General features: G+C 46.7%; 16 protein-coding genes. 15 read left to right on the top strand and 1 reads right to left on the bottom strand.

The features are described from left to right. Positions 1–35 precede the first annotated feature (35 nt). Complete coding sequence (locus tag FO441_RS09785; protein ID WP_145289380.1) at positions 36–356, bottom strand: winged helix-turn-helix transcriptional regulator; 321 nt, start codon at positions 354–356, stop codon at positions 36–38. 197 nt (positions 357–553) lie between these two features. On the opposite strand from FO441_RS09785, the gene FO441_RS09780 reads away from it, so the two are divergent. The 15 genes from FO441_RS09780 (at position 554) to copZ (ending at position 16,924) form a co-directional block, all read left to right on the top strand. Then, a complete protein-coding gene (locus FO441_RS09780; protein WP_145289377.1) occupies positions 554–1,570 on the top strand; it encodes a TAXI family TRAP transporter solute-binding subunit in 1,017 nt (338 codons plus the stop codon). Then, entirely contained in the window at positions 1,563–3,524 is a 1,962-nt protein-coding gene (locus tag FO441_RS09775; RefSeq protein WP_145289374.1) for a TRAP transporter permease, read from the top strand. The genes FO441_RS09780 and FO441_RS09775 overlap by 8 nt, the downstream gene beginning before the upstream one ends. After that, positions 3,511–4,212 carry a FadR/GntR family transcriptional regulator gene (locus FO441_RS09770; protein WP_186365539.1) on the top strand — a complete coding sequence of 234 codons (702 nt, stop codon included), beginning with the start codon at positions 3,511–3,513 and terminating at the stop codon, positions 4,210–4,212. The genes FO441_RS09775 and FO441_RS09770 overlap by 14 nt, the downstream gene beginning before the upstream one ends. Positions 4,213–4,238: 26 nt before the next feature. Next, positions 4,239–5,630: an FAD-binding oxidoreductase gene (locus FO441_RS09765; protein ID WP_370637548.1), complete on the top strand. Its 1,392-nt coding sequence runs from the start codon at positions 4,239–4,241 to the stop codon at positions 5,628–5,630. Beyond that, on the top strand, positions 5,623–6,903 hold the full coding sequence (locus FO441_RS09760; protein WP_145289364.1) for a (Fe-S)-binding protein: 1,281 nt from the start codon (positions 5,623–5,625) through the stop codon (positions 6,901–6,903). The genes FO441_RS09765 and FO441_RS09760 overlap by 8 nt, the downstream gene beginning before the upstream one ends. Next, positions 6,900–8,096 carry an L-2-hydroxyglutarate oxidase gene (gene lhgO / locus FO441_RS09755; protein WP_145289360.1) on the top strand — a complete coding sequence of 399 codons (1,197 nt, stop codon included), beginning with the start codon at positions 6,900–6,902 and terminating at the stop codon, positions 8,094–8,096. Before FO441_RS09760 ends, lhgO begins: the two co-directional genes overlap by 4 nt. Before the next feature lie 139 nt (positions 8,097–8,235). After that, positions 8,236–9,399 (top strand): M20 metallopeptidase family protein, encoded by a 1,164-nt coding sequence (locus FO441_RS09750; RefSeq protein ID WP_145289357.1) that lies wholly within the window; start codon positions 8,236–8,238, stop codon positions 9,397–9,399. Positions 9,400–9,514: 115 nt separating this feature from the next. Continuing rightward, a complete protein-coding gene (glcT, locus tag FO441_RS09745) occupies positions 9,515–10,345 on the top strand; it encodes a glucose PTS transporter transcription antiterminator GlcT (protein WP_237605273.1) in 831 nt (276 codons plus the stop codon). 120 nt (positions 10,346–10,465) lie between these two features. Beyond that, complete coding sequence (gene ptsG, locus FO441_RS09740) at positions 10,466–12,505, top strand: glucose-specific PTS transporter subunit IIBC (protein ID WP_145289352.1); 2,040 nt, start codon at positions 10,466–10,468, stop codon at positions 12,503–12,505. 206 nt (positions 12,506–12,711) lie between these two features. Next, positions 12,712–14,496 carry a S9 family peptidase gene (locus FO441_RS09735; RefSeq protein WP_145289349.1) on the top strand — a complete coding sequence of 595 codons (1,785 nt, stop codon included), beginning with the start codon at positions 12,712–12,714 and terminating at the stop codon, positions 14,494–14,496. Between the two features lie 56 nt (positions 14,497–14,552). Then, a complete protein-coding gene (locus FO441_RS12735; protein ID WP_281287301.1) occupies positions 14,553–14,687 on the top strand; it encodes a hypothetical protein in 135 nt (44 codons plus the stop codon). 35 nt (positions 14,688–14,722) lie between these two features. Then, positions 14,723–14,878, top strand: coding sequence for a hypothetical protein (locus FO441_RS12635; RefSeq protein WP_186365538.1), 156 nt, complete (start codon positions 14,723–14,725; stop codon positions 14,876–14,878). Positions 14,879–14,972: 94 nt separating this feature from the next. Next, complete coding sequence (locus FO441_RS09730; protein ID WP_370637546.1) at positions 14,973–16,223, top strand: cytochrome P450; 1,251 nt, start codon at positions 14,973–14,975, stop codon at positions 16,221–16,223. A 107-nt stretch (positions 16,224–16,330) separates the two neighbouring features. Further along, on the top strand, positions 16,331–16,633 hold the full coding sequence (locus FO441_RS09725; RefSeq protein WP_145289344.1) for a metal-sensing transcriptional repressor: 303 nt from the start codon (positions 16,331–16,333) through the stop codon (positions 16,631–16,633). Positions 16,634–16,714: 81 nt separating this feature from the next. Then, positions 16,715–16,924 carry a copper chaperone CopZ gene (gene copZ, locus FO441_RS09720; RefSeq protein WP_145289341.1) on the top strand — a complete coding sequence of 70 codons (210 nt, stop codon included), beginning with the start codon at positions 16,715–16,717 and terminating at the stop codon, positions 16,922–16,924. Positions 16,925–16,989 lie beyond the last annotated feature (65 nt).

Genomic DNA, 16,989 nt, shown 5'->3' with positions numbered 1-16,989 from the left:
ACATACCCCTTTTGCTATTTTAGATCATTGGATAATTAAACTTCCTGAGGAACTTCGGACCACGCTTCAGCCCATTTCTGCAGTTCTTTGATGAACGGCTCCATGGCTTTACCTTTGTCAGTGAGCATATACTCGATTCTGACCGGCGTTTCCGGATAGACTTCCCTTTTTACAATACCTTCTTTTTCAAGCGTTTTAAGGCGCTCCGAGAGGACACGGCCACTGACACCCATGGATGATTCCAGATGGCAGAAACGCTTCGGACCAGCCATCAGCTGATAGATGATGAGTCCTGTCCATCGTTGACCGAGCACACCCATTGCATTTTCTAATTTTGGACAGATCGAATAGTCCATATCATCACTCCTTGAGTAATATTATACCCACCTTTATATGCGTTTTACAACCAAATTGGGAAAAGTTATGTAATAAAAATGCAAATAAATAGCAAAAATTCCTCTAAAAACATTGAACTTTCAGAATTGATGTTATAACATGATGATATTGTATTACAAGTGAAAGCGCATTCATAAGTAAATAAGGGGGATAATTTGTGAAGAAGAGCGTTGCTTCAATACTTCTGATTGTAACCATGATGGTCTTATCGAGCTGCAACTTTGAAAAAAAGGAAGTCTACAATATTGCGACAGCATCAACCGGTGGTACATATTATCCAATTGGTGTCGGGATGGGACAGCTTTGGACAGAGCAATACAAGGAACAGAATATCAAATTCAATGGTCAGTCTTCTGCGGGTTCCGTTGAAAATATTGATCTGCTTAAAAATGGGGAAGCGGACATGGCCATTCTGCAAAACTTGATTTCTACACAAGCATCAGAGGGCAGTGGTATTTATGAAGGCGATGCCTATGGAGACCTTAGGGCCATCGGAATGATCTGGCCGAATGTCGAACACTTTGTACTGATGACAAGTGAAGTGGAGACTGGAAACATTTCTGATATAGAAGGGAACTCCTTCTCTGTTGGTCCTCAGGCAAGTGGGACTGAGCAGTCGACCTTGACGATAATGGAAAGCCTTGGCCTTGATAAGAACAGCATAAGGCCGGAATATCTGGGGTACGACGATACGATTTCCTCGATGAGGGATGGGAGGCTTGAGGGGGGATCACTCCCCGCCGGTACGCCGGTCTCAGCCATTACCGATATGTTTGCGAGTGGGCTGGATGCCGAAATACTCAGCATAACGGACGAACAGCTCGAAGCTGTGAATTCTATTGTGGACGCCTGGTATAAATACACTATAGAAGAAGGGACCTATCCAAGGCAGACTGAAGACATAGAAACAATTGCACAGCCGAATATACTGGTTACATCAACAGCTATGGATGAAGAAATGGTCTACAATCTGACCAGAATTCTATTTGAGAATCGTGAGTTTATGATCGGTGTTCATAACTCAGCAAGGGAAATGCAGATTGAAACCGCTCTGGAAGGTCTCAATACACCGCTTCATGCGGGGGCCTATAGATATTTCAAAGAGCAGGGGCTGGAAATAGACGAAAAACTGATTCCTGAAGAAATACAGGAGGGAGGCGCTCAAAATGAATGATAAGACGAATCAGATCCAAACTTCGGACACGCCAGTTGGAAAGATGGAAAATGACAGACTGCAGGGTGTATCTGCCAAAACCGCCGCTTTAGTTGCAATCGTCCTATCCATATTTGTTCTGCTCACCTCCAGCTACCTGAACATCCAGGAGTTTTACAGAAATACAATTTTTATAACGCTGATTGTCGTACTTGGCTTTTTCCTCTATTCACCCAATAAGAAGAAGCCGGATCAGAAATTTTCCTATATGGATATTGCTCTGATAATACTTGCAATCATTTCAATCGGGTACATCACAGTAAACTATACGAACTTGCATGTAGAAAGAATGTCGCAGGCAAATACGACGGATTATATATTTGCGGTGCTTTGCATACTTGTAGTTTTCGAAATTACAAGAAGGACAATTGGATGGTTCATCCCCATACTCAGTGTCCTGGCGATGATCTATGCAGTATACGGAGCCTATTTCCCTATTGATTTTGCCCACTCGGGATTCAGTCTGGATCGGCTGCTCTACAGAGTATACATGACTTCAAATGGAATATTCGGAAGCACGCTATCCATTGCATCCACATATATCGTACTGTTCATTCTTTTTGGAGCGTTTCTGAGCGCGAGTGGGGCAAGCAAGCTGTTCAATGATCTGGCGTTGGCAATTGCCGGGCAGAGAAGGGGCGGACCTGCGCAGGTAGCGGTCATAACAAGTGCACTGACAGGTTCCCTGAATGGTAGTGCTGTTGCAAACGTAGCAACAACAGGTGCTTTTACGATTCCTTTGATGAAGAGCATCGGTCTGAAGTCGCGGTTCGCGGCAGGTGTTGAGGCGGCCGCTTCAACAGGCGGGATGATCATGCCCCCGATTATGGGTGCTGCAGCCTTCATAATGGCGGGTTTCCTTGGTGTTCCTTATACAGTTGTCATCATCGCAGGTATCATTCCGGCACTTCTCTACTATATTGCTCTTATATTTGCAGTGGACGCTGAAGCGAAGAAAATGGGGCTCAAAGGTCTCAGCAAAGATAATATTCCTGAAGTGAAAGCGGTCCTGCTTCAACGTGGCGCTCTGCTTCTGCCAATCATCATTGTATTTGGTGTACTGCTTACTGGAAGGACAGCTATTTTTGCTGGTTTTGCAGGAATTATCGCTGTCATTATCACTTCTTATCTGACTAAAGACAAAACAAATCGAATTACGATACAGAAATTTTTTGGTTCTCTTGTAGATGGTGCAAAAGGTTCAATACAGGTGGCGATTGCCTGTGCGTCTGTAGGCATCATCATTGCAGTCGTATCAATGAGTGGTGTGGGCTCAATGCTCGCATACAACGTGATTGACATAGCTGGAGGGAATCTGTTCCTGATTCTTGTTATGGTGATGGTTACATGCATCATCCTCAGTTTCGGTTTGCCTTCAACAGCACTTTATATTGTAGTAGCGGTCACTGCTGCACCTGCGCTGGTCCAGGCAGGCATTACGCCTCTGGCAGCCCATTTCTTCGTCTTCTACTTTGGTGCAATGTCCAATGTTACACCGCCAGTAGCCCTGGCAGCCTATACAGGTGCCGGTATAGCTGACTCTGATCCGATGAAAACATCCTGGACCGCGCTTAGACTGGCGTTGCCTGGATTCATCATACCTTTCATCATTGCATATGATCCGATACTTCTGATGGATGCTTCGGAAGGTCCGGTAAACTATGGATCATTATTGATTGCCTTTGCAACAGCCATAGTTGGAGTATATGCTCTGGCAGTCGGTATGGGAAACTTCATAAGGGCCAGGTTATATATAGTTGAAAGAATGGCAATGATTGCAGTCGCCTTCCTGCTGATTACCACAAACCAGATGTTTGATCTGATTGGCATTGGATTGTTCATCATAGTTATGATTGTACACTATGCCAGGACCAGAAAAATATTGGAGGCAACAGAACTGGATGAAACCAATTAAGAAGGAAAACCTGTCACAGCTTATTTTCAATGACATTGCGGAATCGATAAAAAGTGGAGAATACGGCATAGGGGATAAACTGCCTTCGGAGAATCAGCTTGCAAAATATTATGATGTAAGCCGTGTGCCTGTAAGGGAGGCGATCAGTAAACTCGCTTCCTGGGGCTATGTGGAGTCGAATCAGGGTAAAGGCTCTTTTGTTAAAAACAGTATGATAACTGATGAAATGATGCAGTTCACATTTGATGGGTTCGATACGAAGGAACTTTTCGATCTGCTGGAAATGAGGACGGTGATCGAAGTCCAGTCAGCATCAATGGCCGCCATTAGAAGATCAGATGAAGATCTGTTAAAAATTGAAGCAGCACTCAATGACTTCAGAAAAATCACAGTCGATCAGAAGGCGATCGGAGTCAAGGCGGATTATGATTTCCACGAAGCAATCGTACTGGCTACAGGAAACGCGTTTATGATCCAGACATTCAGTAACCTGCAAAACATTCACCAGAATGCTTTGGAATTTTCGTTGAAGCTTAATGTTGGGAGACCGGCAAAACGGGAGCAGGTCTTTTCGGAACATGAAAATATATTTGATGCAATTAGAAACCAGGATTCACTAAGAGCAGAAGAAAGCATGAAAGCGCACTTGTATAACATGAGAAGAAAACTGGGTGATGAAAGAGTATAGGGGGTTGGAGTATGAATAATAATGCTATGGAAAAGCTGAAAAATTTTATGGGTGACCGTCTTCTGACGGAAATTGATGAAAGAGTGTCGTACGGATATGACGGTTCTTTTGGTCAATATCTACCGGACTGCGTAGTACAGGTCCTGTCCACAGAAGAAGTGCAGCAGACTGTATGTATTGCCAACGAATATGAAATCCCTCTATATGCCAGAGGGGCAAGCACCAGTCTGTCAGGCGGGCCACTCCCGGTTCATGGGGGAATTGTGCTGGATTTCTCACAGTGGCACAGCAAGCTCGAGATCTATCCTGAAGACCTTATCATCAAAGCCAGTCCGGGAGTCATAACAGGTGATATCCACAAGTTGGCCGAATCTTACAACCTCATGTATCCACCCGATCCTTCCTCTTCTTCCATCTGTACCATCGGTGGCAACCTTGCCGAGAACGCAGGTGGACCAAGAGGGGTGAAGTACGGGGTGACAAAAGATTATGTCATTGGGCTGGAAATAGTTACAGCGGATGGCAAGGTGCTTAAGACTGGAGGGAATACGGTCAAGAATGTGACAGGATACGACCTTACCAAGCTGATCATCGGTTCTGAAGGAACGCTTGCCATTATTACAGAAGCGACATTACGTCTCATACCAAAGCCGCTGGATACCAGAACAGCCATGATCATATTTGATGATCTGTACACGGCTGGACAATCCATATCAAAAATACTTACTTCCGGGGTAAGACCATCCAAAATGGAAATACTGGATAGAAACGCAATCAATAAAGTGGTCGATTATGCAGGGCTTGATCTACCCAGGGAGGCAGCAGCAATTCTGCTGGTGGAAGTGGATGGGGATCCTGATGTCCTGTCAAAAGAGCTCGATATTGTGCAGGAAGCTTTGAAAAAGATAGGAGTGGACGACATCCAGATAGCCAGTGATAAAGAGGAAGAAGCCAGGCTTTGGCAAGTCAGAAAACTCGTTTCGCCCGCTATTGTTACAAGTGGCTATACGAAAATATCAGAGGATGCGACAGTGCCTCTCAGTAAAATTCCTGATATGTTCAGGAAAATTGATGAAATCAAGCGCAAGTATAATTTGAACATTGTTGTATTCGGTCATGCGGGGGACGGCAATCTGCATCCAACCATCAATACGAACATGAGGGACTCTGATGAAGTCGGAAGAGTTGAAGACGCTGTCGAGGAAATTTTTAAATATGCCATCGAACTTGGCGGTACCTTATCAGGTGAGCATGGTATCGGAACAATGAAAAAAGCGTTTCTTGCCAACGAAATCAGTGATGATGGCGTGCTTTTTCAAAAAGCCATCAAGAAAGCATTGGATCCAAAAAATATTCTTAATCCAGGCAAAATCTTTCCTGAACCTGGAGAAAAAAGGTTAGTGTTGCAAAATGACTGAGACATTAATAGATAAACTGGACTATCGTGCCACTTTTGACTGTGTACAATGCGGCTACTGTCTGCCAGTATGCCCGACCTATCTTGCATTCAAGAAAGAAAAACACTCACCAAGAGGCAGGATCAATCTTGTCAAGATGGCAGCGGAAGAGAAAATTTCCATTGAAGATATGCGAGAAGGCATCGATCTTTGTCTGGGATGCAGAGCGTGTGAAACCATCTGTCCAACTAATGTAAGGTATGGAGACATTCTGATGTCCGCAGTGGAAGTACTTGAAGAGAATAAAAGCACAGGTGTTATAGAAAAAGGTATTCGAACATCTGCTTTCGGAATTGCCCTGAAGCATAAAAAAGTGCTGCGTCTCATCAACAGAGGTTTATATGCTTATCAGCTGTCAGGTGTACAGGGATTGGTGAATAAAAAAAATCTGCTGAAACCTGTAGACAAATTCAATCAGCTGAATAAAGCGATGCCCGATGTCGTTCTAAGTCGAAGGATTTCAAGAAGCGTCAATCCATTCAGGAATAAAGAAATGTCAGTCGGGTTCTTTCAAGGCTGTATAATGGAATCTTTTTTTGCGCATATTAACTCGCTGGCTATGAAAATAATGAAGAAAAACGGAATTCAGGTAACGAATATTCCGACGCAGACGTGCTGTGGCGCACTCCAGCATCATGCAGGGGAAGCAGATCGTACACTGGAGCTGGCAATGAAGAATATCGAGGCATATGAAAAATATGATTTCGATTACATCGTAAACACCATTGGCGGCTGCGGGGCAACATTGAAAGAGTATGACAAACTGTTTGTGCCTGGTACGAACTGGCATGATCGTGCCAGAGCATTTACAGACAAAGTGCGTGATATTTCCCAGATCATGGCCATGATAGAATTTGATTTCTCAAACGAAGTCAATCGCAGAGCAGTGTACCAGCCATCATGCCACCTGGAAAATGTACAGAAAGTATTCAGTGAACCTTTGGATATCATCAGAAAGATCCCGGGACTCGATTATGTGGAAATGAATGAAAAGTCACTATGCTGCGGCTCGGCAGGTGTCTATAATATTCTTCATTTTGATGAATCCATGCAGATTCTGGATATGAAAATGAATAACGTCAAGCAGACACGTCCTGATCTGATCATCACTTCCAACCCGGGCTGCCACATACAGATGAAGCTTGGTGTGGAACGCGAAGGGTTGAGTAGGGAAATCGAAGTCAGGCATATAGTTGAAGTTGTAGCAGAAGCTTGTGGGGTGATGGAAGGATGAAAACAGATATTCTTATTGTAGGTGCCGGCATTATCGGCCTGAGTACGGCTTATCATCTCTCAAAGGAGTATCCGGATAAGCAGATTACAGTTGTTGAAAAGGAAGCAGCAGCAGCCACTCATCAGACCGGACACAACAGTGGCGTCATCCATTCCGGTATATATTATCGTCCAGGATCCTATAAAGCACAGTTTGCACGCAATGGCTCCAAGTCGATGATCGCCTTCTGTAAAGCACATGACATAGAGTACAACCAGTGCGGTAAAGTGATCGTAGCAACCAGTGAAGCGGAAATACCACGGCTTAAGGCGCTATACGAACGTGGGTTGGAAAATCACCTGGATGTCACTCTGCTCGATGGTCAGAAGGTGCGCGAAATTGAGCCTTTTGTCCGGACAGTTTCCGGAATCCTTGTCAAAGACACAGGCATTGTAGACTATAGGCTTGTGACAGAGAAGTTCGGAGAACTTTTTGAAGCGGGTGGTGGCATCATACATTACAGTGCACAGGTGGAAGACATCGAGAGAAGAGACAATCATCTCATGATCAAGACCAGCCAGGAACATTATGAAGCGGATTACCTTATCAACTGTGCAGGGCTCTACAGTGATAAGCTGGCACGTCTTTGCGGCATTGACACCGCAGTCCGTATCATTCCCTTCAGGGGAGAGTACTTCAAGCTCGATGAGAGTGTCGAACATTACGTCCGTACGCTGATATATCCAGTACCGAATCCTGAACTGCCATTCCTTGGCGTCCATTTCACAAACATGATTGGTGGCGGCGTAGATGTCGGACCAAATGCAGTACTTGGTTTCAAGAAGGAAGCCTACGGAAAAATCGGATTCGATTTTAGGGAAACAACAGAAATACTCACTTTCCCTGGATTATATCGCATGGGGATTAAAAATATTAAAGAGGCAATTGGTGAATACTATCGCTCATTTAACAAAAAAGCATTTGTAAAAGAAGCGAAAAAACTGATACCCCTCCTGGATGAAGAACATATACAGCCGATGGAAGCAGGTGTCAGAGCCCAGGCGATGAAACCCGATGGTACATTGCTGGATGATTTCTACTTTGAAGAGGATGAGCGAAGCCTGCATGTTCTGAATGCCCCATCCCCTGCTGCGACATGCTCGATCGAAATTGGTAAAGAGATAGTGGAACGGTTCAAAAGCAAGACAGATTGATATTGGAGGTATATGAGGGTGTCACGGCCCTCATATGCTTTTTTTATGTTGCTGAACTTACGAGGCGTGATAAACGTTTGAAAATGTTTCATACGGATATGTTATTAATATAATAATCAAGAGGAAAGTGGGTTTATTAATGACTGTAAAAGATCGCGCAATAGATAATCATCTGGAGCATGTCATCAATTTCAGAAGAAGACTTCATAAGGCACCGGAACTGAGCTTCAAGGAATATGAGACGACGAAACTTGTGGCACATGGGCTTGAGGACACGGATATAGAATTCTACGAACTGTCCGAGGATACCGGGCTGATTGGTGTGCTGGAGAAGGACCCGAGCTACGAGTATATCGGGGTGCGGGCGGATATGGATGCTCTGCCCATTACAGAGGAGAATGATCTCGATTTCAAATCTGAAAATGAAGGTGTCATGCATGCGTGTGGACATGACATCCACACGAGCATCATCTACGGCTTTGCGAAAGTCATCAATGAGCTGTATGAAGACCTCAAGTATAATCTTGTCTTCATTTTCCAGCCGGCGGAAGAGACGCTTGAAGGGGCGAAGTATATAAATGATGAACTGAAGCGCCTTGAGATTCCGGTCGACAAGATGATCATGTTCCACACGTGGCCGACGCTTGAAGAAGGTCTGATCGGCTACAGGGAAGAGGATATGATGGCCGGATCAATCACTTTTGATGTGAAGCTGACTGCCAAGGGTGGCCATGCGGCGCATCCCGATACGACAGCCGATCCGATCTACCTGGCATCAAACATCATCCAGTTCATCCAGGGCATCGCGTCACGGTTCAATGACCCGGCGACACCGGTTGTCATCACAGTCGGACAAATTCATGCAGGGGAGAAGAACAACGTCATCCCGGATGCGCTTCATTTCGGTGGCAGCATACGAAGCTTTTCTGAAAAGTCCATCGACATGGCGAAGCGCATGCTGGGTGAGTATACAGACGACCTGATGAAGATGTCGGATGCCGACTGCAACATTGAATACAGTCGCTATTGCCCGCCTGTCATCAATAATAAGGAACTTGTCAATGATTTCATCAATAGTGGTGAAGATGTAAAGTTTCATGAGCTGAAGGAGCCTTCCATGGGTTCTGAAGATTTCGCTTTCTATATGCAGGATTATATCGGCGCTGCCTTCCGGGTAGGCACAAAGATCAAAGGTGAAGAGAAGAGTACCTATTCCCTTCACAGTCCGGAAGTCATATTTTCCGAGAAGAGTATCGAAACGGCCATACGCTCACTCGTCAATTTTACGACAAAGGCACATTAGAATGGATTTCAAGCCGGGGAGCCCCGGCTTTTTTATTGGCTATATACACCTTGCACTTATCGTCTGCATTATATATATTTGAATGAGCAGATGAGGAAAGTGGGATACGCTCTTGGTGACGATAGAGAAAGCTCTGAATAACAATGTAGTAATTGGCAGGGATGAGTTCGAGGAAGTTGTACTGATCGGCCGTGGCATCGGGTTCGGCAAGAAGAACGGGGATGTGCTGGATATCGAAGAGGCGGATAAGGTCTACAAGCTCGAGGGCCAGCAGGATACGAGCAGATACCAGACGCTTCTGACCATGGCGGACGAGCGTCTATTCCAGTCTACACTTGAAGCCATCGAACTGATCGATGAGATGACGACGGAAAACATCAACAACAGGATTCTGCTGTCACTGACGGACCATCTGCTTTTCGCGATGAAGCGGCAGGAGGAGGGCATAGAGATTACCAATCCTTTCGTCAATGAAACGAAGGCACTCTACCCGAAGGAATTCCGGATTGCGGAAGCAGTCGTTGAAATGTTCAACAAGAAATATGGCATCCATCTGCCGGAAGCGGAAGTGGGTTTCATTGCGCTTCATGTCCATTCGTCCATATACAACCGTTCACTCCATGATATGAATGTACTGTCGGAAGTGGTGCACCAGGCCATCGTCATCATCGAATACGGACTCGAGACGACAATCGACCAGTCTTCCATCCAGTATGACCGCTTCGTGCGGCATATCAGCTTCTGCGTCCAGCGGGTAATGAACGGTGAAAGTGTCCCTTCACAGGAACAATTCGATTTGCTGTTGAAAGCGCAATATCCGATGTGCTATAATATAGCTGTAAAAATTATGAAGATGATACAGAATAAATTGCAGCGCAAGGTGTACGACTCGGAAGTCGTCTATCTTACGATGCACATACAGCATTTCAGACATTATTCTAAATAGACGTGTTACCGGTAAGGGCATGAGTCTACAGGAATGGTTTATTTAACTATCCCTGTATTCTCATGTCTTTTTCTGTGTCATTTTCATAAAACAAAATCTTTTCATTAGGAGGAAATTACTATGTTCAGAAAGCTTTTTGGACAGCTTCAGCGTATCGGTAAAGCATTGATGCTTCCGGTTGCGATCCTGCCGGCTGCCGGTCTGATGCTCGGTATCGGTGCTGCACTGCAGACTGAAGCGATGGTTGAATGGCTGCCGTTCCTGGAAGCCGGTTGGATTGTTGCCTTATCCGACATGCTGCAGGCAGCAGGTGCAGTTGTATTTGATAATCTGGCCTTACTATTCGCACTAGGTGTCGCCGTCGGTCTCGCGAAAGGTGACGGTGTCGCAGCAATCGCAGCATTTGTCGGCTACATGATCATGAACGTTACGATGGGTCAGATTGCAGGCGTGACACCGGAATTGGCAGCAGATGACCCGGCCTATGCCAATGTTCTTGGCATTCCAACGATCCAGACCGGTGTATTCGGTGGTATCATCATCGGTATACTTGCTGCCTGGGCCTACAACAAGTTCTATAATATCAATCTGCCGGACTTCCTCGGCTTCTTTGCCGGAAAGCGCTTCGTGCCGATTGTGACAGCAGCAGCAGCATTCATCATCGGTCTGGCGATGTTCATCATCTGGCCGCCGATCCAGGGTGCCATGAATGAAATATCACTCTGGCTGATGGAAGAAAATACGGCAATCGGCGTATTTGCTTTTGGTATGATCAAACGACTACTTATTCCTTTCGGACTGCACCACATTTTCCATGCCCCATTCTGGTTCGAGTTCGGAACCTACACGAACGCAGCAGGGGAAATTGTCCGTGGGGACCTGAACATCTTCTTCGCACAGCTGCGTGACGGTGTTGAGCTGACTGCAGGTAACTTCATGCAGGGTGAATTCCCGGTCATGATGTTCGGTCTGCCGGCAGCAGCCCTTGCCATGTATCACACAGCACGCCCGGAACGTAAGAAATACGTTGCAGGCATCATGATTTCAGCAGCGCTGACAAGTTTCCTGACAGGTATCACAGAACCCCTTGAGTTCTCATTCCTGTTCGTTGCGCCACTGCTTTATTTCATCCACGCAGTACTCGATGGACTCAGCTTCCTGATCCTGTACCTGCTTGACTTGAATCTGGGCTACACATTCTCAGGCGGTTTCATCGACTTCTTCCTATTCGGTATTCTTCAGAACCGTACCGAATGGTGGTGGGTACTCATCGTCGGTGCAGCTTATGCGGTCATCTACTATGTGGTCTTCCGCGTACTCATCCAGGCGTTGAACCTTAAAACACCAGGTAGAGAAGACGAAACTTCAGAAACAACAATCTCCACAGCACAGGAACTGCCATTCAACGTACTCGCTGCTATGGGTGGAGAAGAGAACATCAAGCATCTCGATGCATGCATCACACGTCTCCGAGTGGAAGTAGCCGATACTGCTGCGGTTGATGAGCAAGAACTGAAAGCACTCGGTGCTTCAGGTGTCATGAAAGTCGGCAATAATATGCAGGCGATCTTCGGACCGAAATCCGACCAGATCAGAAATGACATGCAGCGCATCATCGATGGAGAAATTTCATCACCATCCGAAACAACAGTGACGGAATCCACAGACGATGATATGGAAGCGGCCAAGGACTCACAGATGATGTCCGATGAAAATAAAGACGTCTATTCACCAATCGAAGGTGAAGCAGTCGACCTTTCCGAAGTGCCGGATCAGGTCTTCAGTGAGAAGATGATGGGCGATGGCGTTGCGATCAAGCCATCAAGCGGCATCGTCAGAGCACCATTCGATGGAGAAATCGTCACTGACTTCCCGACCAAGCACGCACTCGGCCTCGTCAACGAAGGTGGACTCGAACTCCTCATCCACTTCGGACTCGATACAGTCAACCTGAAAGGCGAAGGCTTCGATCTGAAAGTTGCGACTGGTGACAAGATCAAAAAAGGTGATGTACTGATGGAGGTCGACCTCGACCACATCAGACAGAACGCGAAGAGCGACATCACACCAATCATCATCACCGGACCAGCCGGTACAGAAATTGCAGCAAGAGAACTGGGCAAAGTAAACAACGATGATGTCGTCATCAACATCAAGTAAAGCTATGCGAAGGACAGCATGCACATCGAGTGCATGCTGTTTTTTGTGGAGAGATAGGGGTTTAATTCGCCTTGGTAGGGTGTCATGAGCAAGAGGTGACAAAACCGACAAGGCAACCCATCCCGGATATGTCTGAATTGTCACAAAAATGATTTTCGACTACAATGGGGGAAAGTATACATTTAAATAAAAAAGGGGTCTGTATAATGATTGGATTTCCAAAACCGACGGTGGAGCAGTTCTTTACATCCTATAACATCAACAATTTTACAGTGAGTCCGGATGAGAAGAAGATTCTTTTCAGTACCAACCTGAATGGCAAAGTGAACATCTGGGCGATGGATACTACGGAAACATATCCGTTTCTTTTCGCACAGAAGGATGAGAATACGAGCTTCATAAAATATGATCCGAAGGCGCGCTATGTTCTTGCCGGATATGACCATGACGGGGATGAAAACTACCAGATCTATGCTGTAGGACCGGAAGGTGGCGTGCCGAAGCCGCTGATTACTGGTGAAGCGGACGAGAAGTACTTCTTCGGCAAGCTGTCCCAGGATGGCAATAAGATCTATTATATGACTTCAAAAGGGAACGAGAGTTTCCTCGACACCAAGGTTTACGATATCGGGACAGGTGAAATGCGGACACTGCATGAAGGGGAGCGGGGGCCGACCTACCTGGTTGATGTATCACTCGATGAACAGAACACGGCGCATGTCCAGGTGCTGGCCAATACTTATATTCTTGGTTTCATCAAAATTGGTTCGGACATCGACTATATTACGCCGAATCCGGACGTGGTGCATACGGTCGGCGGGATGACATTCGTAAAGGATGACGAAGTCTGGTTCAGTACCGACTACGAGAGCGAGTACAGCTATCTGGCAAAATACAATCTGACACGCAAGGAATTTGCGAAAGTCATGGACTTCGGCTATGAATCGGTGACGGATATCCAGTTCAACCGTGACAGGAATATGCTGTACATCGTAACGGAGAAAGGGGTTGTGGATAAGCTCTACTACTATGATCTCAATCATGATCAGTCTGATGAAATCACTCTGCCGTTCGACTCCATCAGGCAGCTTGCTGCAGTGAAGAGCGGGAACCTCTACGTACTTGGCGGCAGCGCAACACAGCCGTTCAACATCTGGGAATACAGTCAGGAAAAATGGACACCTCTGACGAAAAACCGTGTGCTCGGTGTAACGCCGGACGATATGGTGGAACCTGAAACCATCCGGTACAGTTCCTATGATGAACTGCCGATCGAAGCGTTGCTGTTCCGTGCGAAGCCCGAAAACAGCAACGGCTATACGATATTCTGGCCGCACGGCGGACCACAGGCCGCAGAGCGCAAGTTCTACCGTGCCATGTTCCAGATGTTTCTGAACCGCGGATACAATATCTTCTGTCCCAACTTCAGAGGCAGCACAGGCTACGGGTCTTCATTTGTAAAGCTTGTCGAGCAGGACTGGGGCCACGGACCACGGCTTGATAATGTGTCGGCTGTCGAATGGCTGTTTGATAACGGCATTTCATCTCCAGAGAAGCTTTTCCTTGTCGGTGGCAGCTACGGCGGATACATGGCACTTCTGCTGCATGGCAGACATCCTGAGTACTTCAAGGCGGTCGTCGACATATTCGGGGTGTCCAACCTCTTCACTTTCTACAACTCGGTGCCGGACCACTGGAAACCGATCATGGAACGCTGGGTCGGCGATCCGCAGAAGGATAAGGAAAGGTTCGAGAAAGATTCGCCGATCACCTATCTTGATACGATGTCAAAGCCGATGCTCGTCATCCAGGGGGCAAAAGACCCGAGGGTCGTCAAAGAGGAGTCGGATCAGATTGTCGAAGAGCTGAGAGGTGCGGGCAGAGAGATCGACTACCTTGTGCTGGATGATGAAGGCCACGGATTTTCCAAGAAGCAGAATGAAATCAAAGTGTATAAGGCCATGCTCGAGTTTCTGGAAAAGCACCAGTAGTTCCTTGTGATTAAGTGTATGGACCATTAAAATGATGCAGGTGGGTGAGAATATCCATGTCAAAAGGAAATAAAAAGAATGAGACGCCACTCCATAAGAATGAAGCCTGGTACACCTTTCTATTCGAAATGTTCCTAAACTCATTCGGACTCATCGCAAGAATGATAAAAGGCATAATCAGTGCACTGTAACTGTAGGGCGTCTCAGATCTGGAAGGTGAAGATATATGCGCATTGCCATTGTTCTGGCGTCAGGAATATTTTTTCTGCTGCTGGTGGGGATCGGATTTGATAACTGGCTGTTCGGCGTACTTGCCGGCGTGTTTTTTGGAGTGACGAACTACTTTGTATTCAGACCAGGGGACGATAAGAAGCAGACCTGAACCAGAGTCTGTTTTCTTGTACTGCTTCATATGCTTAAAGCTCAGGAGAAGGGGAAGAGAAGGTTACCAGCAACGCATTCATAGGAGGGATATGGTGGCACAGAACATGCCGAAAGATGAAGGGTTCGATCGGACGCTGAGCGTGCTTAAAGAAGGATACGGATTCATAATGAACAGGCGCGAAGCATTGAATACGGATGTATTTGAAACACGGATCATGGGAGAGAAGGCCATCTGTCTGACAGGCAGCGAAGCGGCGGAGCTGTTCTATGATGATACCCGCTTCAGACGGCGGGATGCGGCGCCTGCCAGAGTGAAGAAGACACTGTTTGGTGAAGGTGGCATACAGACGCTGGATCAGGAGGCGCATCGCAACAGAAAAGCCATGTTCATGTCTCTGATGGATGATGAAGCAATGGACGAAATCGGTATGCTCGTGCACCAGTATTGGCATCTTTATTTTAAAGAAGCTGAAAGTCTTGAGACCGTGTCGCTGTATGAAGCTGCGAAAGTGGTCTTTCTTCAGGTCGCTTGCAAGTGGACAGGTGTACCGCTCGATGAATCCGAGACAGAATCGCTTGCGACGCAGATTTCCGACCTTTACGAATCACCGGCTGCGCTCGGGATACAGCACTGGAAAGGCCGGCGTTCCCGTTCGAAACTTGACAGCTGGATTGAAGGTCTCGTAGAGGATGTCAGGGAAGGCCGGATCGAAGTGGATCAGGGCAAAGCCCTCTATACCTTTTCCTGGCACAGGGATGAAAAGGGCAGCCTGCTGGATAAGGAGACTGCAGCGGTTGAAATCTTGAATCTCATACGGCCGATGAACGCTGTCAGCGTATGGGTGGCAATGATCGGTCTTGCCCTGCATGAATTTCCTGAGGAAAAGGGCAAACTGAAAGGTGCCGATGATATCGAGCTTGAATGGTTCATCCAGGAAGTGCGGCGCTACTATCCATTCTTCCCTTTCGCTGCTGCAAGGACGGATACCGACTTCGAGTGGCAGGGCTACTTCTTTGAAGCCGGAACACTCACACTGCTCGATCTCTATGGTACCAACCGCCACCCTTCGGACTGGGTGGAGCCTGATACGTTCATGCCGGAACGCTTCCGGGGGTGGCACCAGACGCCGTTCAACTTCATTCCGCAGGGCGGGGGGAGCTACGACTTCGGCCACCGGTGTGCCGGAGAATTCGTAACAATTGTCATGATGCGGACGACACTCGATTTCCTTGTCAATGATCTGGAATATGACGTGCCGGAACAGGATTTCAGCTTCGAGTTCAACGATATTCCGGCAGTGCCGAATGATAAGGTGAAAATAAACAACTTCCGGTTCCTCTAGCCCGCACCGGGGCAGTGCTTCAGACTATTTATCTTGAAAAACATACCCGGCGCGGGTACGATAAATATAGTGAAAGATTTCAGAGAATCGAAGGAAGTGAAATGATCATGAATGAACATCTGCATGAACATGCTGTCATCCCGCGGACGGATGAGGAAAAGGACAAGGTGATGAATCGATTGAAAAGGATCGAGGGCCAGATACGGGGCATCCAGAAAATGGTGGAGGAAGACCGCTATTGTGTGGATATTCTTGTCCAGATCAGTGCCGTACAGTCGGCACTCAAGAATGTTGGATACTCTGTGACTGAGCGTCACATGAAGCATTGCGTCACAGACGCAATCAATAAAGGTGAAGGTGAGACATCCATCGAAGAACTGATGGCAGTGCTCAAGCAGTTTTCCAAATAGGTATCCAGATGCATCCACAGTGGGTGGAAAGGGTACATCTATGGAAGGCGAAGCAAAATTATCAGGCAAAGAGGAGTTTACATGGCTCAGAAAACAATCATGGTGGAAGGTATGACCTGTGAACATTGCAGAAGTGCCGTCGAAGGCGCGCTATCAGGACTGGAAGGCGTAGACTCTGCCAGCGTCGATCTCGATGCGAACAAAGTGGACGTACAATATGATGAATCGCAGGTGACGGAATCTGCCATGAACGAAGCGATAGAAGATCAAGGCTATAATGTGTCGGCATAGACGAAATTCTGCCTGCTCTTTAGAGAGCAGGTATTTTTCTATAGGCGATAAGATAATTCAGTACA

Origin of the sequence: Salinicoccus cyprini (genome assembly GCF_007713705.1) — a bacterium.
Lineage (GTDB): Bacteria > Bacillota > Bacilli > Staphylococcales > Salinicoccaceae > Salinicoccus > Salinicoccus cyprini.
This window is presented reverse-complemented; position numbering and strand designations above follow the sequence as displayed.